Source organism: Arthrobacter sp. Hb9-2 (assembly GCF_059091165.1).
The window spans coordinates 63,524-85,056 of sequence record NZ_JBNHGJ010000003.1; the positions used below are offsets into that span (position 1 = coordinate 63,524).

The 21,533-nt window shown below is 64.2% G+C and carries 20 protein-coding genes and 1 tRNA gene; 9 read left to right on the forward strand and 12 right to left on the reverse strand.

Translation table 11 applies throughout. The features are described from left to right. Positions 1 to 355: 355 nt before the first annotated feature. Together phoH2 and AC5RV1_RS03165 are read right to left on the reverse strand one after the other, a co-directional pair. The gene (gene phoH2, locus AC5RV1_RS03160) at positions 356 to 1,774 is read right to left on the reverse strand and encodes an RNA 5'-3' helicase PhoH2 (RefSeq protein WP_493947447.1); all 1,419 of its coding nucleotides are present in this window, start codon (positions 1,772 to 1,774) and stop codon (positions 356 to 358) included. Positions 1,775 to 2,013: 239 nt separating this feature from the next. Then, positions 2,014 to 2,775, reverse strand: a complete 762-nt coding sequence (locus AC5RV1_RS03165; RefSeq protein ID WP_493947700.1) for an isoprenyl transferase — start codon at positions 2,773 to 2,775, stop codon at positions 2,014 to 2,016. 152 nt (positions 2,776 to 2,927) lie between these two features. On the opposite strand from AC5RV1_RS03165, the gene trhA reads away from it, so the two are divergent. Continuing rightward, complete coding sequence (gene trhA / locus AC5RV1_RS03170; protein ID WP_493947448.1) at positions 2,928 to 3,686, forward strand: PAQR family membrane homeostasis protein TrhA; 759 nt, start codon at positions 2,928 to 2,930, stop codon at positions 3,684 to 3,686. Positions 3,687 to 3,760: 74 nt separating this feature from the next. Here trhA and AC5RV1_RS03175 read toward each other — a convergent pair whose 3' ends face one another. Together AC5RV1_RS03175 and mca are read right to left on the reverse strand one after the other, a co-directional pair. Further along, positions 3,761 to 4,132 carry a hypothetical protein gene (locus AC5RV1_RS03175; RefSeq protein ID WP_493947449.1) on the reverse strand — a complete coding sequence of 124 codons (372 nt, stop codon included), beginning with the start codon at positions 4,130 to 4,132 and terminating at the stop codon, positions 3,761 to 3,763. A 96-nt stretch (positions 4,133 to 4,228) separates the two neighbouring features. Further along, positions 4,229 to 5,134 carry a mycothiol conjugate amidase Mca gene (gene mca / locus AC5RV1_RS03180; RefSeq protein WP_163164263.1) on the reverse strand — a complete coding sequence of 302 codons (906 nt, stop codon included), beginning with the start codon at positions 5,132 to 5,134 and terminating at the stop codon, positions 4,229 to 4,231. A gap of 129 nt (positions 5,135 to 5,263) precedes the next feature. On the opposite strand from mca, the gene AC5RV1_RS03185 reads away from it, so the two are divergent. Beyond that, the gene (locus AC5RV1_RS03185; protein WP_493993514.1) at positions 5,264 to 5,731 is read left to right on the forward strand and encodes a DUF4307 domain-containing protein; all 468 of its coding nucleotides are present in this window, start codon (positions 5,264 to 5,266) and stop codon (positions 5,729 to 5,731) included. A 142-nt stretch (positions 5,732 to 5,873) separates the two neighbouring features. After that, positions 5,874 to 6,368, forward strand: coding sequence for a transcription elongation factor GreA (greA, locus tag AC5RV1_RS03190; RefSeq protein ID WP_163164261.1), 495 nt, complete (start codon positions 5,874 to 5,876; stop codon positions 6,366 to 6,368). 80 nt (positions 6,369 to 6,448) lie between these two features. Here greA and AC5RV1_RS03195 read toward each other — a convergent pair whose 3' ends face one another. The 4 genes from AC5RV1_RS03195 to AC5RV1_RS03210 are packed head-to-tail and all read right to left on the reverse strand — an operon-like array spanning position 6,449 to position 10,659. After that, a complete protein-coding gene (locus AC5RV1_RS03195) occupies positions 6,449 to 7,066 on the reverse strand; it encodes a rhomboid family intramembrane serine protease (protein ID WP_493947450.1) in 618 nt (205 codons plus the stop codon). A gap of 8 nt (positions 7,067 to 7,074) precedes the next feature. Next, a complete protein-coding gene (gene ilvA, locus AC5RV1_RS03200) occupies positions 7,075 to 8,313 on the reverse strand; it encodes a threonine ammonia-lyase (RefSeq protein ID WP_493947451.1) in 1,239 nt (412 codons plus the stop codon). 3 nt (positions 8,314 to 8,316) lie between these two features. Continuing rightward, positions 8,317 to 9,660, reverse strand: a complete 1,344-nt coding sequence (locus AC5RV1_RS03205; RefSeq protein ID WP_493947452.1) for an AI-2E family transporter — start codon at positions 9,658 to 9,660, stop codon at positions 8,317 to 8,319. A gap of 39 nt (positions 9,661 to 9,699) precedes the next feature. Continuing rightward, a complete protein-coding gene (locus AC5RV1_RS03210; RefSeq protein ID WP_493993515.1) occupies positions 9,700 to 10,659 on the reverse strand; it encodes an aldose 1-epimerase family protein in 960 nt (319 codons plus the stop codon). A 132-nt stretch (positions 10,660 to 10,791) separates the two neighbouring features. Between AC5RV1_RS03210 and galT the strand changes: the two genes are divergently transcribed. Then, entirely contained in the window at positions 10,792 to 11,952 is a 1,161-nt protein-coding gene (galT, locus tag AC5RV1_RS03215) for a galactose-1-phosphate uridylyltransferase (RefSeq protein ID WP_493947454.1), read from the forward strand. After that, positions 11,949 to 13,136, forward strand: coding sequence for a galactokinase (gene galK, locus AC5RV1_RS03220; protein WP_493993516.1), 1,188 nt, complete (start codon positions 11,949 to 11,951; stop codon positions 13,134 to 13,136). The genes galT and galK overlap by 4 nt, the downstream gene beginning before the upstream one ends. 100 nt (positions 13,137 to 13,236) lie before the next feature. Here the strand turns inward: galK and AC5RV1_RS03225 are convergent, their stop codons facing one another. Further along, positions 13,237 to 14,151 carry a Bax inhibitor-1/YccA family protein gene (locus AC5RV1_RS03225; protein WP_493947456.1) on the reverse strand — a complete coding sequence of 305 codons (915 nt, stop codon included), beginning with the start codon at positions 14,149 to 14,151 and terminating at the stop codon, positions 13,237 to 13,239. Positions 14,152 to 14,593: 442 nt separating this feature from the next. Between AC5RV1_RS03225 and AC5RV1_RS03230 the strand changes: the two genes are divergently transcribed. Genes AC5RV1_RS03230 through AC5RV1_RS03245 form a run of 4 tightly spaced genes read left to right on the forward strand, consistent with a single transcriptional unit; the run spans position 14,594 to position 18,773 of the window. After that, positions 14,594 to 15,934 (forward strand): branched-chain amino acid ABC transporter permease, encoded by a 1,341-nt coding sequence (locus AC5RV1_RS03230; RefSeq protein WP_493993517.1) that lies wholly within the window; start codon positions 14,594 to 14,596, stop codon positions 15,932 to 15,934. A 9-nt stretch (positions 15,935 to 15,943) separates the two neighbouring features. Beyond that, positions 15,944 to 16,912 carry a branched-chain amino acid ABC transporter permease gene (locus AC5RV1_RS03235; protein ID WP_493947458.1) on the forward strand — a complete coding sequence of 323 codons (969 nt, stop codon included), beginning with the start codon at positions 15,944 to 15,946 and terminating at the stop codon, positions 16,910 to 16,912. Then, positions 16,909 to 18,003: an ABC transporter ATP-binding protein gene (locus AC5RV1_RS03240; RefSeq protein ID WP_493993518.1), complete on the forward strand. Its 1,095-nt coding sequence runs from the start codon at positions 16,909 to 16,911 to the stop codon at positions 18,001 to 18,003. Before AC5RV1_RS03235 ends, AC5RV1_RS03240 begins: the two co-directional genes overlap by 4 nt. After that, positions 18,000 to 18,773, forward strand: coding sequence for an ABC transporter ATP-binding protein (locus tag AC5RV1_RS03245; RefSeq protein WP_163164253.1), 774 nt, complete (start codon positions 18,000 to 18,002; stop codon positions 18,771 to 18,773). The genes AC5RV1_RS03240 and AC5RV1_RS03245 overlap by 4 nt, the downstream gene beginning before the upstream one ends. Positions 18,774 to 18,844: 71 nt before the next feature. Here AC5RV1_RS03245 and AC5RV1_RS03250 read toward each other — a convergent pair whose 3' ends face one another. The 3 genes from AC5RV1_RS03250 to AC5RV1_RS03260 form a co-directional block, all read right to left on the reverse strand. After that, positions 18,845 to 20,197 (reverse strand): ABC transporter substrate-binding protein, encoded by a 1,353-nt coding sequence (locus AC5RV1_RS03250; protein ID WP_493947461.1) that lies wholly within the window; start codon positions 20,195 to 20,197, stop codon positions 18,845 to 18,847. 218 nt (positions 20,198 to 20,415) lie between these two features. Then, positions 20,416 to 20,489 (reverse strand) — tRNA-Leu (locus tag AC5RV1_RS03255). A 20-nt stretch (positions 20,490 to 20,509) separates the two neighbouring features. Further along, entirely contained in the window at positions 20,510 to 21,469 is a 960-nt protein-coding gene (locus AC5RV1_RS03260) for an N-acetyltransferase (protein ID WP_493947462.1), read from the reverse strand. Positions 21,470 to 21,533 lie beyond the last annotated feature (64 nt).

A 21,533-nucleotide genomic window follows, 5' to 3' on the forward strand; every position in this document is an offset into this window, starting at 1 on the left:
TGCCCACCGTGGCTGGTTCGTCCGTCCCCCCAGCGCTTCGCCGTCGGGTTGAGTGCGGCGCCGTGGTTGGGTTCGCCAGGCCAGGGCCCTTCTCCGTCGCTTAGGTTCGCCGCGGCCGGTTTCGTCCGGGGGTCACCTCCGCAGGACGAAACGCACTCACGAGTCGGGTTGCGGTCCTTCGCGTAGGAGCGCATCGCGGCGCATCGGGCTCCGGAGGTCGCCCAGCGACCGGAGGGGCCCCTATGCGACGTGTCTAAGCGACGGCGAAGGGCCGTGGCCCGGCGAACCCGGCAACGGAAACGCACAAGGGCCGTGGCCCGCAAACGGAACCACGGCCCTTGCTATCGAACCGAAACTAGCCTTCGAGCAGTTCCGTGACCAGGGCTGCGATTGGCGAGCGTTCGGAGCGGGTCAGGGTGATGTGGCCGAAGAGGGGGTGTCCTTTCAGGGTTTCGACGACGGCGGCGATTCCGTCGTGGCGTCCGACGCGGAGGTTGTCGCGCTGGGCGACGTCGTGGGTCAGGACGATCTTCGAGTTCTGGCCGATGCGGCTCATGACGGTCAGCAGGACGTTCTTTTCGAGTGACTGGGCCTCGTCAACGATCACAAAGGCGTCGTGAAGGGAGCGTCCGCGGATGTGGGTGAGGGGCATGACCTCGAGCATGCCGCGGTCCATGACCTCCTCCACGACTTCCTGGCTGACCAGTGCCCCAAGGGTGTCGAAGACCGCCTGCGCCCAGGGGTTCATCTTCTCGGACTCGGAGCCGGGCAGGTAGCCCAGTTCCTGGCCGCCCACGGCGTACAGGGGCCGGAAAACGATCACCTTGCGGTGCTCCCGGCGCTCGAGGACCGCTTCCAGGCCCGCACACAAAGCCAGGGCTGACTTGCCGGTGCCTGCCCGGCCGCCTATGGAGACGATGCCGACGGCGGGATCCATCAGCATGTCGATGGCCAGCCGCTGCTCCGCGGACCGTCCGTGCAGTCCGAATACGTCGCGGTCGCCCTTCACCAGGCGGACCTGCTTGTCCGGGCCCACCCGGCCGAGCGCGGAGCCGCGGTTGGACAGCAGGACCAGGCCGGTGTTCACGGGCAGTTCCGCTGCAGCAGGTATAAACACGGGTTCGTGGCCGTAGAGCGTGGAAATCTCCTGCTCGCTGGCCTCCACCTCGGCCACGCCGGTCCAGCCGGAGTCCTTCACCAACTCGTTGCGGTATTCGTCGGCGGTGAGCCCCATGGCTGAAGCCTTGACCCGCATGGGCAGGTCCTTGGACACCACGGTGACGTCCCGGCCTTCGTTCGCGAGGTTCTTTGCCACCGCGAGGATACGGCTGTCGTTGTCGCCGCTGCGGAACCCCAGCGGCAGCACCTCGGCGGAGATGTGGTTCAGTTCCACCATGAGGGTGCCGCCGTCGTCACCGATGGGGATCGGCTGGCTCAGGCCGCCGTGCTTGACCCGAAGATCATCGAGGAGCCGGAGCGCCTTCCGCGCAAAGTAGCCAAGTTCAGGGTCGTGCCGCTTGGCCTCAAGCTCGGTGATCACCACCACCGGCACGATCACCTCATGCTCAGCAAAGCGCAGCAGCGCGCGCGGGTCGGACAGCAGGACGGAGGTGTCGATCACGAAGGTGTGGATGTTGGCTTCCCTTCCGGAAACAGCAAAACCGGCTGCAGCATCTTTCGCTGCGCCGGTTTCTGACGTGGCTCGCATGGCGCGAGAGGTAGCTTTCCCGCCCTGGCCGAAAAGGACCTCGGGCAGTTGTTCAGAAGTAGCCACATCGACTCCAGCCCCGGGCGCATGCCCGGATTTGTTAGTGGTGAGGCGGCTCGGCCAAGAGGCCGGGTCCGGCCTCCCATACAACCGGTGCGATGTCTCGCTCCATGTACTGGCCTCCCCGATCAGCCGGCGGTTTTGCCTGCTGATGGATATAACGTAAATCCATCGGAAGTAATTTCCGCAACCATTACGCGGCGATTCCTGTTGCAGCCGTGTGAACTGTCGGTGAACCCGGAATGTCAGGTGCCGAAGCGGCGCTGCCGGCCGGCATAGTCCCGGAGGGCGCGCAGGAAGTCCACTTTGCGGAATGCCGGCCACAGCGCCTCGCAGAAGTAGAACTCGCTGTAGGCGCTCTGCCACATCAGGAACCCGGAGAGCCGTTGTTCGCCGGACGTGCGGATCACCAGGTCCGGATCCGGCTGGCCCCGGGTGTAGAGGAACCGGGAGATATCGTCCACGCACAGGTCGTCGGCGAGCTTGCCAATATCGGCGCCCTTGGCGACGGCGTCGTGCAGCAGTTCCCGCACGGCGTCAACGATTTCCCGGCGTCCGCCGTACCCCACCGCCACGTTGACATGGATTTTTTCCCGGACCGGGGTGCGTGCCGTGAGCTTGTTCAGCCGCTCCGCAAGATAGTCCGGCAGCAGTTCCGGTGCACCCATGGCGTGCACTGATATGTTCGCGTCGCCGTCAAGCCGGTCCAGGGTGTTGGCGATGATGCCCATGAGGAGGTCCAGTTCTTCGCTGGACCTGTTCATGTTGTCGGTGGACAGCATGTACAGCGTGACCACCTTGACCCCAAGTTCCTGGCACCAGCCAAGGAATTCATGGATCTTGTCTGCGCCTGCCTGATGGCCTTGGCTGGTGGGCGCGTTGAACTGCTTGGCCCAGCGCCGGTTGCCGTCAACCATCACTCCAATGTGCCGGGGGATGCGGTCGCGCGCGAGGTCCTTGAGCAGCCGGCGCTCGTAAAAGCCATAGAGGAACCCGGGCAACTCCACGCGGCCACTCACCTGACTTCCTTGATGTACGTTCGGCTTGCACATCCTAGGCTACCGTCCGCCGCGGGCGGGGACGGTCTTCTGCGCGCCACCCTACACAGGGCCATTGTTACCCGTGGGTAACTTACTGGCCCGTAAGTTATTCTGGAGCCATGAACAGCGACACCCCGGACGGTCCGCGGAGGCCGCAGCCCAAGGACATTTCAGGCGCGGGAGCCAGCGCGGAAACGAACTCTGGCACCTCCCCCATGGACGACGCAGCCGTGCGGCTGGCAGAGCTCCTGATGATCAAGCCGAAGTGGCGCGGCTGGATCCACACCGTGACGGCTCCGCTGGCACTCGCGGCGGGGATTGTCCTTGTCCTCCTGGCCCCGACCCTTGACCGCAAGGTCACGTCGGCCATCTACGCGGCCACTGGCGTGCTGCTGTTCGGGGTCAGCGCCGTGTACCACCGGGGCAACTGGTCCCCGCGGGTAAAGATGACGCTCAAGCGGCTGGACCATACCAACATCATGCTGGTGATCGCAGGCAGCTACACGCCGCTCGCCTGGACCCTGCTGGAACGGCCCCAGGCCATCCTGCTGCTATGGGTCATCTGGTCAGGTGCAATTCTCGGCGTGTTGTTCCGGCTGCTCTGGACCCAGGCACCCCGCTGGCTGTACGTTCCGATCTACATCGCCCTCGGCTGCGGCGCACTGTTCTACCTTCCGCAGTTTTTCCAGGCCAGCGCGCCCGCCGCCGTCCTCATCTGCGTGGGCGGAGTGCTGTACATCACCGGCGCGGTCTTCTACGCCCTCAAAAAGCCCAACATCAGCTACCACCATTTTGGCTTCCACGAACTCTTCCATGCCTTGACCGTGGTGGCCTTTGCTGCGCATTTCACAGCCATAGCCCTGGCAGTGCTCAGCTAGCGCTGCCAGGGGCTGTCCGCTATCTGCCAGGCGGTATCAAGGGCCGGATAAGGCCCTGGAGGAGCCCGGAAGACCTAGTGCCGGCGGTTTCCCGGATCAGCGTCCGCGCCGCCGTCGGCCGGGCCCTGGTAGGAGTCGTCGGCAGCTGAACCGGCACCGGCAGCAGGGCCCGCCGCTCCGGAATCCGCCTCTGCAGCCTCCGCCGCTTCAATGTCGGCGGCAGCGGCCGCGGCGATGCGCTCCTCCTCCACCTGGGCCCGGTAACGGACCCGGCGGATGCGGCGCACCATGTCAACGATCAGCAGGGCAGTGGCTACCACAAAGAAAGCCGTCATGATGAAGCCCAGGAGGCCCGGCGTCACCTGGTCCTCGGAGATGCCCTCACGCAAGGAGGGCGTGGGCAGGGGCGAGGGGGTGGTAGCCAGGCTGAGGAGCAGACGTTGCACGTTGAATACCTTCTATGGAACGGGTGTCAGCAGGCAGCACATTCGGCGGCCCGGATCCGGGCACATTTTCTACACGGCATAGAAATGCCTGCGCTTCTATCTTAGCCCCGCGAACAGGTCCTTCTCCGGGAGCTCGGACGGCACCCGGGACCGGATGAGTGAGTAATCTTCCCAAGGCCACGCCCGGCGCTGCATTTCCGGGGATACGGCAAAGAAGAACCCCAGCGGATCCACCTGCGTACGGTGCGCCCGCAGGGCGTCGTCGCGCACTTCGAAAAAGTCTCCGCAGTCCACCTGCGTGGTGGTGGGATGGGGGGCCGGCGGCGGAGTGTGGCCTTCGGCGTCGGACTCCAGCCATGCCGCGAGCCGCTCGGCGTAAGGGGACTGGAGGCCCGCTTCCTCAAGGGCGAAATGCAGCGCACGGAATCGTTCCGGACTGAAGGCGCGGTCGTAGTACAGTTTGCCCGGTTCCCATGGTTCGCCGGCGTCCGGATAACGGGCAGGGTCACCGGCCGCGTCAAAAGCCTCAACGGCAACCCGGTGCGCCATGATGTGGTCCGGGTGCGGATAGCCGCCGTTCTCGTCATAGCTGAGGATGACGTGGGGCTTGAAGGAACGGACCAGCCGCACCAGCGGGGCGGCCGCATGGTGCAGCGGCAGGGTTGCGAAGGACCCGGCCGGCAGGGGCGGAAGCGGATCACCTTCGGGCAGGCCCGAATCCACAAAGCCCAGCCACCGCTGCTTGATTCCCAGGATCCGGGCTGCCCGTTCCATCTCCAGGCGCCGGGCACCGGCCATGTCCCGTTTGGGATGCGGCTCGCCTTCCACCGCGGGGTTCTGGATGTCCCCGCGTGAGCCGTCCGTGCAGGTGGCCACCATCACCTCCACCCCCGACGCTGCGTACATGGCCATCGTCGCCGCACCCTTGCTGGACTCGTCGTCGGGGTGGGCATGGACGGCGAGCAGCCGGAGCGGTGCGTGGGAGTTACTGGACGCTGTCATTGAAGGACGGCTCCTTATTCTTCATTGCGGCTTGCGGCTGCTGAGCGGTTGCTGAACGGGCGGGGACTGCAGGGCCTGCTGTGCCGCCGGCCGGGAAAGCTCCGCCGGAAGGGGCACTAAACTGGTCTGGTGACTTCCCCGGACCAGCCGGCCCATTCCGAGCCCGCGAACACTAGCCTAGCCAATCGTTATGGTGCTAAAAAGCGCCGGCTCTCCCCAGCCGCCACGCGCACTATCGGAGGCGCCGCACTGGCCGCAGGGATCGGTTTCATGGCCTGGGTTTCCACGTCGAATTCCCTCACCGAGGTGAGCTTCAAGGACATCGGCTATGTCACCACGGACGCCACGCTGGCCGAGGTGGACTTCCAGGTCACCCGGGAACCTGGAACCTCCGTGCAGTGCGCCATCAAGGCGCTGGATTCCAAATACGCCGTGGTGGGGTGGAAAGTTGTGGACATTCCTCCTTCGGAGGCAGATGGAACAGCCGACGGCGGACGAACAGTCTCGCAGCGGGTCCCGGTCAGGACAGAGTCACAGTCCGTATCCGGCGTGGTGGACAGCTGCTGGATTCCCGGCGACTCAGGGCAGAAGATGTGATGCGCGCCGCTTGCTTGTTGGGTTAAATCCACAGGATTGACTACAATGGAGCAATACCTTTACCCCGCTGAGCTGGTTACTGTTCCACAAGTGGCCACCGTGGCGGGGTCTTTTGCATGTAGGACCATTAGAGGAGAAGTCCGTGTCTACCACCAACAGCGCAGCTGCAGCCTGGCTTACCCAGGAAGCTTTTGACCGCCTGAAGGCAGAGCTGGACCACCTTTCCGGCGCTGGCCGGGCGGAGATCGTCCAGAAAATTGAATCAGCCCGGCAAGAGGGTGACCTCAAGGAAAACGGCGGCTACCACGCGGCCAAGGAGGAGCAGGGCAAGATCGAGGCCCGCATCCGCCAGCTGACGGCCCTGCTTCGGGACGCCCACGTTGGCGAGTCTCCGGCAGATGACGGAATCGTGGAGCCCGGCATGATCGTCGTTGCCAGGATTGCCGGTGACGAAGAAACCTTCCTGCTCGGTTCCCGCGAGATCGCAGGCGATTCCGATCTTGACGTCTTCAGCGAGAAGTCTCCGCTGGGTGCCGCCATCCTTGGACACAAGGAAGGCGACACGTTGAGCTACACGGCGCCCAACGGCAAGGACATCAAAGTAGAGATCCTTTCCGCCAAGCCGTACGCGGCATAGTCCCGGACGCACCAAGCGCGCCGGCAGTCCCTCAGGGGCTGCCGGCGTTTCGCTTTAACGAGGAAAGGTTCCGGCGGAGGTCAGGACTTGATGCCCGTTAGACCTTCGCGGGGCCGCAGGAGCAGCGCGGCCACCACTCCCCCGGCTGCGCCGCCGAGATGGGCCTGCCAGGAAACGAATCCCGAAACCAGCGGGAGGACGCCCAGCAGGATGCTGCCGTAGCCCATAAACAGCACAACGGCCAGCAGGATCTGCCGCCAGCTGCGGTTGAAAAAGCCCCGGACCAGCAGGAAAGAGAAGAGCCCGAAGACCAGGCCGGAAGCGCCCACGGTGATGCCACCGTTCCCGATCAGCCAGACCGTCAGCCCGGATCCGAGCCAGCTCAAGGCCAACGCCGTCAGGAAAACCCGGAGCCCGGAGAGGAAGACCAGGAAGCCGAAAATTATCAGCGGCAGGCTGTTGGACAGCAAGTGGTTCAGGTTGGCATGCAGGAGCGGGAAGGTGAAGATGTCCAGCAGTCCGTCGGCGCTCCTGGGCCGCAGGCCGAACGTGCGGTTCAGCGAACGCAGCATCAGTGCGTTGAACAGTTCTATGGCGAACAGGAGAGCCACAAAGCCGCCCAGCACCAGCAGTCCGCCTTTTGCCCGGGCGGCGATGGTCCGCCGCTCCCAGCCTCCGCTTCCCGTGAGTCCGGCCATGGCCTGTCCTAGTGCACCACGATGGGCTGGAAACCCTCGGCGCGGAGCGCGCTAAGGACCTGCTGGCAGTGCTCGTGGCCCTTTGTTTCCAGGTTGACGGTGATGGAGACGTCGCCCATGCTGATCGACCCGCCCACCCGAGTATGGTCCAGCCCGGTGACGTTGGCGTCGTTCTCGGCGATGATCCGGGCGATGGTGGCAAGCGAACCTGGCCTGTCGTCCAGCATCATGCGGACGGTCATGTAACGCCCTGCGGCGGAGAGGCCCCGCTGGATGACTTTAAGCATCAGCATGGGGTCGATGTTGCCGCCCGAGAGGACCACGGCCGTGGTGCCCGGGTTCTCGATCTTGCCGTCCATGAGTGCGGCCACACCTACAGCGCCGGCAGGCTCCACCACCATCTTCGCGCGCTCCAGGAGGAAAATCAGCGCACGCGCCAGAGAGTCTTCGCTGACCGTTACGACGTCGTCCACCAGTTCACGGATGATGCTGAAGGGAAGCTGCCCCGGGCGGCCGACGGCAATGCCGTCGGCCATGGTGGACACCTTTTTCAACGGAACGAGTGCATCAGCAGCAAGCGAGGGCGGGTATGCGGCGGCATTTTCCGCCTGCACGCCGATGATACGGATCTCCCGGCCCAGTTCCCTGGCCCGGGCTTTGATGGCGACGGCGACACCCGCCAGGAGTCCCCCGCCGCCTACGCCCATCAGCACTGTGTCAACGTTGGGTACCTGCTCCAGGATTTCGAGCCCCAGCGTGCCTTGGCCTGCGACGACGTCCACGTTGTCGAACGGGTGGACGAAGACAGTTCCGGTTTCGTTGCTGTACCGCTGGGCTTCGGCGAGCGCTTCGTCGACATTGTGCCCGTGCAGGATGACTTCTGCCCCGTGGCTGCGGGTGGCAGCCAGTTTCGGCAAAGCTACACCCAGGGGCATGTAGATGCGGGCTTTGATCCCGAGGCTCTTGGCTGCCACGGCAACACCTTGGGCGTGGTTTCCTGCGGACGCGGCCACCACGCCGCGCTTTTTCTCTTCCGGGGACAGCCGCGCCATCCGCACGTAGGCGCCGCGGACCTTGAACGATCCCGCCCGCTGGAGGTTTTCGCACTTGAAGTAGACGTCCCCGCCGACGAGGGCTCCCAGCGCCCGTGATGATTCCACCGGGGTCCGCGCAATAATCCCGTCGAGCAGCTTCTGCGCCTCCAGGACATCGTCCAGCGTGACGGGAAGGGTTTCAAGGATGTTCACGGACTAATCTCCTCTGGATTTCGGCCCCGGCGCCGCGTCGTTGGAACGGGCGCCAGGTTGTTCTGCGTCGGTGCTGGCCGCGGCGTCCTTGCCGCCTTTGAGGGCGTCCGGCGGGTCGACACGCGTAATGGTGTTGTCCGGGCCGGCGCCGGCAGTCACCGAGCCTGCAGGTGATGCCAACACCTGTTCATGTTCCCACGTTCTGGCGGCGATGTAGCGAACGGCCGAATTTGCGACGGCGAGGATGGGCACCGAGAACAGCGCTCCAGGGATTCCGGCCAGGTAGGAACCGGCTGCTACCGAGAGGATCACTGCCACCGGATGCAGGGCTACCGCCTTGCCCATCACAAGTGGCTGAAGGATATGGCTCTCCAGCTGCTGGACCAGCAGCACAATACCGAGCATGACAAGGGCGTTGATGGGGCCGTTGGCTACCAGCGCGAGCAGAACAGCGATGGCGCCTGTCACCAGGGCGCCGACGATCGGGATAAACGAGCCGATAAACACGAGCACACTCAGGGGCAGCGCCAGCGGGACGCCGATAATCGCCGCCCCCAGGCCAATGCCCACCGCGTCCACAAATGCGACAAACATCTGGATGCGGGCATAGCTGACCATCGAAGCCCAGCCCTTGCGCCCGGCGCCGAACGTCGCCGCCCGCGCCTTCCGGGGCAGCAGCCGCACGAGGAACGCCCAGATCCGGTCGCCTTCGAGCAGGAAAAAGATAAGGACGAACAGGGCGAGGACCAGTCCCGCCGCGAAATGCCCTGCGCTGCTGCCAAAGGACAGTGCACCGCTGAGGATATTGCTGGTGTTGTCCTGCAGCGCGGTACTGGCCTCCTGCAGGTACTGATCGATTTGGTCGGCCGTCAGGTGGAGGGGCCCCTCGGACAACCAGTTCTGGATCTGGCGGATGCCGGTCAGCGCTTCGGACCAGAGTTCCCCGAAGCCGGCCACGAGTTGCCTGCCCACCAGCGCCAGCGATCCCCCGATCAGGCCCAGGAAGCCCACCACAGTGATGGCCACAGCCGCCCCGCCGGGCACCCGGCGCCTTTTCAACCAGCCCACCACGGGGTTCAGGAGGCCGGCCAGGAGGGCGGCGACCATCACCGGGATGATGAGGAAACTGATTCCCCGCAGCAGCCATACCAGGGCGCCGCCCACAAGGAGGATGAGTCCCAGGCGCCAGGCCCACGATGCGGCGATACGCACTCCGTAGGGAATGTCCTTGTCCAGTTCACGGTCCGTCAGGACGCGCAGTGGCGGAGTTCCATTTGCCGGTGCAGTGGATGGTTGCCGTACGGGTAGTTGAGGGTCGGGCGAAACGGGATCCTCGGCTGGCGTCATAGCCTAATAATTCCCCAGCCACGGCCTAATGGGAAACTGCTAGCCGGCGGCACCGGAACTGTAGTCGATCCCCCATGACATAGTGAAGGACTTCCCCGGCTGCAGCCAGCGGAGGCCCTCGCCGGAGTTGAAGGCATTGGCGGGACCGGTCATGGGTTCAACAGCCACCGCGCGGCTGCGGCCCGGGTACTGGGTACTGACATAGACGTGGACATACTGGCAGGATTCGTCCTGCCAGAGGCTCACCTGCCGTCCGTCCGGGGCGGCCAGCGTGTGCCGTGCCTTCCCCCCTTCGAACTGCAGGCCGGTCAGGGCGACGTCCACGTTCAGCGGGGCAACATGCAGACCCGCCCGGAAGTCGGTGTCACCGTGGACGGGTGCGCTGCCGCGCGGAATGAGGCGCTCGTCTGCCAGCAACTGGGTGTCAGCGGACACGGTCAACACCAGTTCCTCAACTGCGGTGTCCCCCAGCCGCAGATACGGGTGGGCCCCAAGGACAAACGGCGCGGCCTTCCTGGAATCGTTGGCCAGCGTCTGGTGGACCTCCAGGCCAAGGTCTTCGGTGAGGAGGTACTGCACCCGGTGGCGCGCCAGGAAGGGGTACCCGTGCTGGGGAAAAATGGTCGCCTCGAGCGCAACTGAATGTTCGGACTCATCAACCAGCGCGTAGGAAGCGTTGCGGAGGAGTCCGTGGCTTGCGTTGTTGCGTGCCACCTCGGTGATGGCCAGCTGCTGCTTCTTGCCGTCCAGGAACCACGTGCCGTCTTCAACGCGATTGGCCCACGGCGCAAGCGTGATCCCTGACCCGCCAGGCGGGATCTCGTCGTCGCCGTACGTTTCCGTCAGCTGGACGCCGGACCTGCTGAACAAGCGGAGTCCGGCGGCCAGTTCGGTGACCACGGCTAAGGCGTCTCCCCGGCGGAGTTCGTACTGCCTGCCGGTCGCGTAAGCCCGGTAGCCTGAAGCGACGCTGGTTTCGAGGGGTGAATCGGAAGTCATGAGCAATACCGTACAGCGCGGCCCGGCTGCCTGCACTGAACGACCTGTTGTATTTTGTTAGTTTCTATTCCTTTTTGAGCGATGCATGGAACAATAGTGGTAAATCGCAGCGACACCAACAGGACGGGTTTCATGACGGGAATTACCAGTACCAGGCTCTCCGACGGCAGGGAACTGATCTATTTTGACGACGCCCATACACCCAAAGCGCGGACCGCGGACACCACCACTGACCACCGCGCCCTGCCTCCCAGGGGCGAACCGGGTGAAGTCCGCTTCGATGCCCTCACCGATGAATGGGTGGCTGTAGCAGCCCACCGCCAAAGCCGCACCCACCTGCCGCCCGCAGACCAATGCCCGATCTGCCCCACGACCGCCAACAACCCATCGGAGATACCGGCTGACGACTACGATGTCGTCGTGTTCGAAAACCGCTTTCCGTCCCTCGGCCCGGCGCTCGGCACCGTTCCCGCGGAAGCGGCCTGGGGAACAACGGGCCCGGCTTTCGGCCGCTGCGAAGTGGTGGCGTTCACCCCGGCACACACCGGGTCCTTCAGCGGCCTGGGTGAAGCCCGCTCGCGCACAGTGATCGAGGCATTGGCGCAGCGCACGGCGGCCCTGAGCGCCCTTCCGGGTATCAAACAGGTTTTCCCTTTCGAAAACCGTGGCGCGGATATCGGCGTCACTCTCCACCATCCCCACGGCCAGATCTATGCCTACCCCTACGTGACGCCGCGCGCTGGCGTCCTGGGCGCCGCTGCCCGGAAGTTCTACGACGCGGCGGGCGGCCGTGAGACTCTCACCGGCTCGCTGCTGCGCTCGGAACGTGAGGACGGCAGCAGGATGGTCATGGAAGGCGAAAACTTCAGCGCCTACGTCCCGTTTGCGGCACGCTGGCCGCTCGAGATCCATTTGGTTCCCCACCGCCAGGTTCCCGACCTGGCGGCGCTGAGCGGGGAGGAAAAGGACGAACTGGCGCACGTCTACCTTAATCTGCTCAAGCGGTTGGATGCCCTCTACCCCACACCCACGCCGTACATCTCCGCATGGCACCAGGCCCCGCTGGACGCACTGCTGCGTCCCGCAAGCTACCTCCACCTCCAGCTGACTTCGCCGCGGCGTGCCGCCGACAAGCTGAAGTTCCTCGCGGGGTCGGAGGCCGCCATGGGAGCCTTTATCAATGACACCACCCCGGAAAGTGTGGCGGAGCGCCTGCGCAATGTCACCGTTCCAGCTTCAACACCCTCCCCGGCTGCCCTTCGGGCAGCCCTGCCCGAAGGAGCCCCCGCTTGAGTGCCGCATCTGACCCGCTGACCGCACCGGAAAGCACTGCTGTCGAAGGCCTCGCCGCCCGGTTTACCCGGGAGTTCGGCGGGGTTGCGACTGGAGTCTGGCAGGCGCCGGGGCGGGTGAACCTTATCGGGGAACACACAGACTACAACGAGGGTTTCGTCCTGCCCTTCGCCATCGACCGGACAGCCCGCGTGGCAGTGGCCGTCCGCCCTGACAACACCGTGCGGCTCCTGTCCACCTACGGCGACCAGGGCGTGGTGACCACGTCGCTGGATTCCCTGCAGCCTGGTTCAGCCAAGGGCTGGACCAAATATCCGCTGGGCGTCATGTGGGCGCTCCAGCAGCGGGGCATTGATGTTCCGGGCGTTGACCTGCTGCTGGACTCGAACGTCCCGCTGGGCGCTGGGCTCTCCTCCTCCCACGCCATCGAGTGCGCCGTCATCTCCGCGTTGAACGAACTGACCGGCGCAGGGCTGGAAGCCGAGGACATGGTCCTTGCCACACAGCAGGCCGAAAATGAATTCGTGGGTGCGCCCACGGGAATCATGGACCAGTCCGCCTCGTTGCGTGGGTCAAAAGGCCACGCCGTGTTCCTGGACTGCAGGGACCAGCACGTCAGCCTGGTTCCGTTTGAGACGGAATCGGCAGACCTGGTGATGCTGGTCATCGATACCAAAGTGTCGCATTCGCATGCGGACGGCGGCTACGCTTCGCGCCGGGCATCGTGCGAGCTGGGGGCTGAGGTTTTGGGAGTGAAGGCACTGCGTGATGTGCAGGTAGCCGACCTTGAGGAAGCCGCCGGGCTCCTGGATGAAGTGACGTTCCGCCGGGTGCGCCACGTGGTGACCGAGAATGACCGCGTCCTGCAGACTGTGGACCTTCTCGCGGGCCAGGGGCCGGCAGCGATCGGCCCCCTCCTGGACGCGAGCCACGCCTCCATGCGCGACGACTTTGAGATCTCCTGCCCCGAGCTGGACCTGGCCGTGGAGGCTTCGCGCGCCAACGGAGCCATTGGCGCGCGGATGACCGGCGGTGGCTTTGGCGGCGCCGCCATTGCGCTCACTCCGGTCGGTTCGGAGCAAAAGGTGCGCGACGCCGTCGTCCAGGCTTTCGCCGGCGCCGGCTTCACCGCACCTGACATCTTCACGGTGACGCCGGCGGCCGGCGCCACGCGGATCGCCTAGGTCCGAAACAACGGCTGAGGGCCCCACCTTCCGGTGGGGCCCTCAAACTTTTGCGGTTTTACAGCAGGAGGCGTCCGACGGCGGGACGCCGGTGTGCGGGTTAGTCGTCCCCGCGCAGGATGGCGAGCAGGCGGATGATTTCCACGTACAGCCACACAAGGGTGACGGTGAGGCCGAAGGCCGCCGTCCAGGAGAAGCGCTGCGGAGCGCCGCTGCGGACGCCCGCTTCGATGCTGGTGAAGTCCATGATCAGCGAGAAGGCCGCCAGGCCGATGGCGAGCAGGCCGATGAAAACACCCAGCGGAATGCCGAAGATTTCGATCTCGGTACGCAGGCCGAAAGGCGACTGGACCGCGCCGGTCCACATCATCACCATGTTGATCAGCGCAAAGACCGCGTAGCCGATGACAGCGATCATAAAGAACCGCATGGCCTTCGGCGTGGCGCGGACCTTTCCGCTCTTGAACAGAACGAGGGTCACGGCGAACACGGACAGGGTGCCGATCACGGCCTGCAGGCCAACGCCCGGGAACTGCGCATCGAGGATACGGGTCAGGCCGCCGAGGAAGAGGCCTTCCAGTCCGGCGTAAGCCAGGATGAGGGCCGGCGAAGGCTGCTTCTTGAAAGTGTTGACCAGTGCCAGGACGAAGCCGCCGAGGGCGCCGACAATCATCAGCAGCGCTGCGAGCCCCATGCTGACGAACATGGTGACGGCGGCACCGGCCACCACGACGCCAAGGCAGGCCGCCGTTTTCACGATGACGTCGTCGAACGTCATCCGGCCGGTGTCAGCCGGACCCGCCGCAGGCTGGTTGTACATCTGCTGCAGCTGCGCGTCGGTCATGGGCTGCTGTCCGTAGCCCTGCTGGCCGTAAGGGGCCTGGCCGTAGGGAGCCTGTCCATACGGCTGCTGGCCGTAAGGAGCCTGGCCATAGGGAGCCTGCGGGACAGGCGGTGCCTGGGTGGCTCCACGGAAGTTCTTTCCGTTGAAGATCGGGTTGCCGCCAAGTGCCATTGCGGGATTCCTCCATTGATGGGATGTGTTTGTGAACCTTATGGTTTACGCTACCAATTTTCACGTCGCGGCACTGCTAAAAGTTCCCTGCTGCTGCGGGTGCAACACAACCGTGACGTGCTGAAACCGAACGATGGCTGGGTGACCGGAGGTCACCGGGGGGTCGAGCTGCCCGGGAAGCACCGTGGCTCAACAAAGGTTTCCTCATGCTCTCCCACCGCTTCGGGCCCACGGTACAGCGCAGTTGTTACCTGATCGCTATGCTGACGCCTCCAATCAGGGCATTTATAGGTTCTTCCGCGCTGTAGCATAAGCCAAGCAGGGTGACGGAACTCACATGCGTGACGGGTGCAGGGCGTTATGGCATCATCCCAGCCCTGCATCCGTTCGCAGCGGTTGCATTTGCGCAGCCGAGACCGCCCCCCAAGTGGAGGTTTTCAATTTGAGAAGTACATCCCAAGGCCTGCCGGCCGGAGGACGCCGCGGGTTGCTAAGACTATTGGGAGCCATCAGCGCCTCCATCCTGGCAATCCTCCTCGTGGCGGCCCCGGCATCCCAGGCCGCTTCCCCCTCACCGACACCATCCCCGTCGAACCAAACCTTCCAGAACAACATCAGCGGATTCCTCCGCGACGATACCCGTGCACCATTGGCGGACGTGACCATCACCGCCAAGAGCGGCGACTTCACCGGTACCGCCAAGTCGTCCGCCAACGGGTCCTGGAGCATTGGGGTGCCCGAGCAGGGGACCTACACGGTGGAGCTGGACGAATCGACCCTGCCTGAGGGCATTACCCTGGCCGAGGGCCAGGAGAATCCCCGCGACGTCACGTTCAGCCAGACGTCCAATCTGTCGGTCATCTTCGCCTTCGGCAAAGGCATTGTGGTCCAGGAGCAGGACTTCGGCCAAAACCTGCTCAACCGGCTCGTGGCCGGATTGAGTTTTGGGCTGCTGCTGGCGCTGGCGTCCGTAGGCCTCTCGCTCATCTTCGGTACTACGGGACTGACCAACTTCGCCCACGGCGAGATGGTCACCCTCGGCGCAGTACTGGTGTTTGCCTTCAATGCCATCGGGCTTCCCTTCTGGCTGGCCATCATCCTCTCCCTGCTCGGCGGCGGGTTGTTCGGCTACGTCCAGGACAGGGGGCTGTGGCGGCCCCTGCGGCGCCGCGGCACCAGCCTGGTGCCCATGATGATCGTCAGCATTGGCCTTGCCCTTGCCGTCCGGTATGTCATCCAGTTCTTCTTTGGCGGCGCCACCCAACAGTTGCCGTTCGCCCAAAGCCCTGAGATCCAGCTCGGCCCGGTATCCATCTCACCCAACAACCTCTGGTCCCTGGGCATCAGTGCCGTGGTCATCGCCCTGATCGGCATCGTGCTGCTGAAAACCCGGCTGGGCAAAGCCACCCGCGCAGTGGCGGATAACCCCGCCCTCGCTGCGGCGTCTGGAATCGACGTCGACGGTGTGATCCGGCTGGTCTGGATCACCGGTGGCATGCTGGCGTCGCTCGGTGGCATCCTCTGGGCCTATTACCGTCCAGGCGTCACCTTCGACATGGGCTCCGCAATCCTGCTGCTGATCTTTGCCGGCGTAACCCTCGGGGGGCTCGGCACGGTGTTCGGCGCCCTGATCGGATCAATCATCGTCGGCATCTTTGTGGAGCTGACCACCGTGTTCGGCCTCGCTGCCGACCTCAAATACGTGGGAGCCCTGTTCATCATGATCGTTGTCCTCTTGTTCCGGCCGCAGGGAATCCTGGGCCGACGCGAGCGCGTGGGTTAGGAGACAGCCATGGACTTTGGATTTATTCTTGCCAGTGCCGCCACTGAGATTTTCAGCCCGACGACGGCCGCCTACGCCTTGGCTGCACTGGGCCTCGCGGTACATTTCGGGTACTCAGGGCTGCTCAACTTCGGCCAAGCGGGCTTCATGGCCGTGGGCGCCTACGGCTTCGCCATCTCCACCCTCAGCTTCGGCGTCCCGTTCTTCGTGGGACTGCTGATTGCCGTTATTGCCTCGGCAATTTTTGCGCTGCTGCTTGGCATCCCCACCCTGCGGCTCCGCGCCGACTACCTGGCCATTGTCACCATTGCGGCGGCCGAGATCGTGCGGTACATCGTCACCACCAACCAGCTCACCTCGGTCACCGGATCGGCCAACGGCCTGGCGGCCTTCGAAGGCGGGTTCTACTCCATGAACCCGTTCCCTGAAGGCTCCTATTTCGGCATGAACAACCGAGACTTCTTCATCCGCGTGGTGGGATGGGCGCTGGTGATCATCTGCTGCACGCTCGTGTGGCTGCTGATGCGCAGCCCTTGGGGCCGGGTGCTTAAAGGCATCCGCGAAGACGAGAACGCCGTACGCTCGCTGGGCAAGAACGTCTACGCCTACAAGATGCAGGCCCTTATTATCGGCGGCATACTGGGCGCCCTCGCCGGCATGGTCTTCACCCTTCCCCGTGGAGCGGTGCAGCCGGCAAACTACGGAACGGAACTTACGTTCTTCCTCTATACCTGCCTCCTGCTCGGTGGCATGGCCACGGTCCTCGGACCGGTCATCGGCGCCATGATCTTCTGGGTGGTCCTCTCCTTGACCCAGGGGATCCTCTATGGCCTGATCGAATCAGGCGCCATTACGTGGCTTAACACGGTCCAGGCCGGGCAGCTGCGCTACATCCTGGTTGGCGTCGCCCTCATGCTGCTGATGATTTTCAGGCCGCAGGGCGTCTTCGGAAACAAGAAGGAGCTGGCGTTCGCATGAGCAAGCACAGTGAAGAAATCACCACCCCACGGTCCGGGGAACCGGACTACATGACGGACACCCGTCCCATAGCTGCCGGCGAAACCGCCCCGGGGTGCAAGAAGCGGGACCCTATCGTCGTGGCCGAAAACGTCACCCGAAGCTTCGGCGGCATCAATGCGGTGGACGTTGAGTACCTCGAGATCCCCCGCCACAAGATCACTGCACTCATTGGCCCCAACGGAGCCGGCAAAACCACCCTCTTCAATCTGCTGACAGGTTTTGATACGCCCAACAGCGGCAAATGGCAGTTCGAAGGCCAGAGCCTGGCCGGGGTATCCCCCTACAAGGTGGCGCGGATGGGAATGGTGCGCACGTTCCAGCTCACCAAGGTGATGGGCAAGCTCACGGTGATGGAGAACATGCGCCTCGGCGCGGCAAACCAGCCCGGTGAGAGCCTCGCGAAGGCCCTGTTCAAGGGCATCTGGGGAGGCAGGGAAAAGCAAATTACCGCTGAAGCAGATGTCCTGCTGGAGAAGTTCAAGCTCGACGCCAAAAAGGACGACTACGCGGCTTCCCTTTCAGGCGGGCAGCGCAAGCTCCTGGAGATGGCACGCTCCCTCATGGTCCGGCCCAAGCTTGTGATGCTTGATGAGCCCATGGCAGGCGTGAACCCCGCGCTGACGCAATCCCTGCTGGACCACATCAAGAACCTCAAAGCCGAAGGCATGACGGTCCTCTTCGTCGAACACGACATGCACATGGTCCGGCACATCGCCGACTGGGTAGTGGTCATGGCTGAGGGAAAGGTGGTTGCGGAAGGTCCTCCCGGAGAGGTTATGAAGAACCCCGCAGTCATCGACGCTTACCTGGGCGCCCACCACGACGTTGACCTTGGAGACTCCGAGGGCATCAAGGAGCTGGCAGCAGAACTTGTGGCTGACGAAGAATCCATCGTCGGAACAGAAAATGCGGGCATCATCGCGGTGGACGTAGTGGCCGCAGAGGGCGGCGAACCCGCCCGCGGCGACGACGGCGGGCCACAGCGCGATCAACCCCGTGGCCGCCACGGAAGCACGGAGACCGGCAGCACAGAGAAGGACACTCAATGAGCAGCACCAGCACGGCACCCGCCGCACAGCCAGTCAGCGACAGCGACTCGGTTGTTAAGGTCACTGACCTCGTGGCCGGATACCTTCCCGGGGTCAACATCCTGAACGGCTGCAGCATCGAGGCCCGCAAAGGCGAGCTGATCGGCATCATCGGGCCCAACGGAGCCGGCAAGTCAACACTGCTGAAAGCGATGTTCGGCCTCGTTAAGGTCCATTCCGGAACAGTGATTGTGCGGGGGCAGGACATCACCGGGCTGAAGGCGAACAAACTCGTATCCCGGGGCGTGGGATTCGTTCCGCAAACCAACAACGTGTTCGCCACCCTGACCATCGAGGAAAACCTGCAGATGGGCATGTTCCAGCGGCCCAAGGACTTCGCGGAGCGGTTCGACTTCGTCACCGGCCTGTTTCCTGAACTCGGCAAGCGCCGCGCCCAGCGCGCCGGCTCCCTTTCAGGCGGCGAGCGCCAGATGGTGGCCATGGGCAGGGCACTGATGATGGATCCGGCGGTGCTGCTGCTCGACGAGCCGTCCGCCGGCCTTTCCCCCGTCAAGCAGGACGAAACCTTCCTGCGTGTCCACGAGATCAACCGCGCCGGCGTCTCGGTGATCATGGTGGAACAGAACGCCCGGCGGTGCCTCCAGATCTGCGACCGCGGCTATGTCCTTGACCAGGGTAGGGATGCCTACACCGGCACCGGTCGCGAACTCATGAAAGACCCCAAGGTCATTCAGCTGTATCTTGGCACGTTGGCCGATACCGTCGAGTAGACAACAAAAGGCGACATACAAAGAGCCCCTGTCCGGTTGGACAGGGGCTCTTTGGTGTATAGGGAGCGGTGTTACAGCTTGCCGAACTCCGACTGGAGGGGCTTGAGCTTGTTGTCGTTGGTGTACTCGTAGATGCCGATGTAGGCCTCGGTCGGGTCACCGGCGTCAGAGAACGTCACGGGGCCGGACTGGCCGTCGTAGTCGATGTCCTTGCCCTCGCGCAGCAGGGTAACGCAGGAGGGGAAGTTGGTGCACTTTTCACCGGACTCCGAGACTCCCTTGAGCTGCTTGGCGATTTCAGGGCCGCTGGTGCTGCCGGCAGCCTCAGCCGCCAGCGCGATCAGGTTCACGGCATCGTAGGATTCACCACCGTAGGTGAAGTCCTTCAGGGCCGGGTCCACTTCAAGAAGCTTCTTGGTGAAGGATTCGTTGGCAAAGGTTCCCGGGAAGGTGCCGTGGGCTCCAAGCATGGTGCCGGGCTGGAAGTCCTTGCTGTAATCCGAGGTGTTGCCGTCCACCAGGAACATCTGGGTGGGCTTTACGCCCTTGCCGGTCATCAGCGGAACGATGCTCTTGGCCTGGTCGAAAGTGATCAGGGCGATGGCATCGGGCTTGGCTGCGATGACCTTATCCACCTGGCTGCTGAACTGGGTATCGCCCTCGTTGAAGAGCTCCTCGGCTACGACCTTGCCACCGGCTGACTCAAACGCTGCCTTGATGTTGGTCGCCAGCCCTGTGCCGTAGGCGTCATTCAGGACGATCATGCCGACCGTTTGGGCTCCACAAGTGGCCATGTAGTTGCCCAGGACCTTGCCCTGGAGAACGTCGGAGGGCGCTGTGCGCCAGTAGAGGCCCTTGTCATCCCACGTGGTGAAGTCAGGTGAGGTGTTGGCGGGAGAGAACTGGAGCACGTTGGCGCCCGTGATCTGGTTGATGACCGTCTTGGACACGCCTGAGGAGGCTGCACCGATGATGGCGTTGACGCCCTGGCCGAGCAAAGCTGCTGTGGACTGCGTTGCGATGTCCGTCTTGGTGTCACCCGAGTCGCGGTGTACCACTTCAACAGGCTTACCGAGGACGCCGCCGGCGTCGTTGACTTCCTTGACGCCGAGGTTAACACCGGCGATTTCCGGCGGGCCGAGGTACGCCAGCGAACCGGTGGTGGGCAGGAGGGAGCCGAGCTTCAGCGGAGTCTCGGTTGTGCCCTTGGACGGTGGGACCGCGCCGCCTGCACCAGTGGGCTGGGCGGTGCTTCCGCCGGTGGAGCCGGGGGCAGGGCAGGCAATTCCTGCCGCTGAGCCGGTGGCGGTTTCGGACGCCGTGGGTGTGGACGAACCGCCGCAAGCCGTTGCCATAAAGGCGACGCCGATGCCAAGCACTGTCAGCTTGGCAACGCGGGTTCCCGCCTGGGGGAATAAAGTCATTTACGAGCTCCTCGATCTAAAGGTGCGAACGGCCTCTGACACGAAAAATCAGGTGTTCCTGATTTAGCTTCAAGCTAGTGCATATCCCGGGCGAAGATAAGTGACTGAGGTCACATCCTTATAACAGTCGTTGCATATGTGGAATTAAATGCGGGAAGCCGCCCGCGCTGCGGACGGCTTCCTCTGTCACCCGGCGCTCGCCGCCAGGTTCTGCCAGGTACCCCAGGTGGGACTCGAACCCACAACACGCGGATTTTAAGTCCGCTGCCTCTGCCAATTGGGCTACTGGGGCATCGGCTCAATGGTATCCCGTCAGAGGCGCGTGAACGGTTCGGCATACCGGAAGGTCCCCCGGACCCCGCCATGCCACAGGGCGAGCGGCAGAAGCTGGAAATAATCGCCCCACGCCTCCTCCGGCGGGAGCACACCCATGGTGGCGGCCGGGACGAACCCGAAGCGGGAGTAGTAGTCGGGGCTGCCCAGCAGCGCGATGCCGATCTCCCCTGCAGCGTTGGCCCTCTCAATGCTCTCTTTCATCAGGGCAGAACCGATGCCCTGCCTTTGGAGCCGCGGCGTGACTCCAAGAGGGCCCAGGCCCAAAAGTTCCTGGTCCCCCACCCACCCGCGGGTGCTGATCACGTGCCCCACCACCTGGCCGTCGAGGACCGCGACCACGCTGAACCCGGGGAGGTACTCCTCGGCGTCAAAGAGCTCCCGGAGCACGTTGACTTCAACTGGTTCCCCGTCCGCCGGGAGCCCGGTGGCCGGCGAGATGGCGAAGGCGTCGGCTGTCAGGGCGAGGATCGCGTTCCGGTCGGCTGGAGTCTCGTCACGCAGCACTAGCTTGGGCCGGGGCAGCTGCCCATTATCCTGAACCTGCCCCCGCCCGGAGAGCTCAGCCAGCACCCCAAGGGCGCGTCCGGCGTCGGCCACCGGTACGAGCAGGTGGTCGTGATGGAACCCGGCCAGGACGTTGCAGCTGATCCTGGCATCCGTGAGGGCCTTGCTGACGGCGGCAGTCAATCCGACGGCTTCCAGTGCCGAGTGGATCTGCAACGTGATCCACGCGGCGACGAAGTCGTAGGACAGCCCTTCCTTGTCGGCCTCGGCACGGGGCAGGACCACCGTGAGGCCCTCTGCTTCCCTGACCGCCGCTTCGATGCCGGGCGCCAGCGGCCGTCCATGGGGCCACAGGACGTAAACGTATTCGCCCGGCCGCCGCACCGGGTGCATCCCTGCCAACAGGGCCTGAAGGTTCTTCTCGCCAGTCATGCTGCCCAGTCTAGAAGGCGCGGCAGCCGGCCGCCGGGTAAGCGGCCGCTATCAGGCTGCCGGG

What these genes read in the sequence shown, in the direction of transcription:
- galT (WP_493947454.1), top strand. Translation starts at nt 10,792, where the DNA reads ATGACGGGAATTACCAGTACCAGGCTCTCCGACGGCAGGGAACTGATC.
- AC5RV1_RS03195 (WP_493947450.1), bottom strand. Translation starts at nt 7,066, where the DNA reads ATGGCCGGACTCACGGGAAGCGGAGGCTGGGAGCGGCGGACCATCGCC.
- AC5RV1_RS03245 (WP_163164253.1), top strand. Translation starts at nt 18,000, where the DNA reads ATGAGCAGCACCAGCACGGCACCCGCCGCACAGCCAGTCAGCGACAGC.
- AC5RV1_RS03210 (WP_493993515.1), bottom strand. Translation starts at nt 10,659, where the DNA reads ATGACTTCCGATTCACCCCTCGAAACCAGCGTCGCTTCAGGCTACCGG.
- AC5RV1_RS03260 (WP_493947462.1), bottom strand. Translation starts at nt 21,469, where the DNA reads ATGACTGGCGAGAAGAACCTTCAGGCCCTGTTGGCAGGGATGCACCCG.
- AC5RV1_RS03225 (WP_493947456.1), bottom strand. Translation starts at nt 14,151, where the DNA reads ATGGCACTTGGCGGCAACCCGATCTTCAACGGAAAGAACTTCCGTGGA.
- AC5RV1_RS03250 (WP_493947461.1), bottom strand. Translation starts at nt 20,197, where the DNA reads ATGACTTTATTCCCCCAGGCGGGAACCCGCGTTGCCAAGCTGACAGTG.
- AC5RV1_RS03235 (WP_493947458.1), top strand. Translation starts at nt 15,944, where the DNA reads ATGGACTTTGGATTTATTCTTGCCAGTGCCGCCACTGAGATTTTCAGC.
- AC5RV1_RS03205 (WP_493947452.1), bottom strand. Translation starts at nt 9,660, where the DNA reads ATGACGCCAGCCGAGGATCCCGTTTCGCCCGACCCTCAACTACCCGTA.
- mca (WP_163164263.1), bottom strand. Translation starts at nt 5,134, where the DNA reads ATGACAGCGTCCAGTAACTCCCACGCACCGCTCCGGCTGCTCGCCGTC.
- AC5RV1_RS03240 (WP_493993518.1), top strand. Translation starts at nt 16,909, where the DNA reads ATGAGCAAGCACAGTGAAGAAATCACCACCCCACGGTCCGGGGAACCG.
- trhA (WP_493947448.1), top strand. Translation starts at nt 2,928, where the DNA reads ATGAACAGCGACACCCCGGACGGTCCGCGGAGGCCGCAGCCCAAGGAC.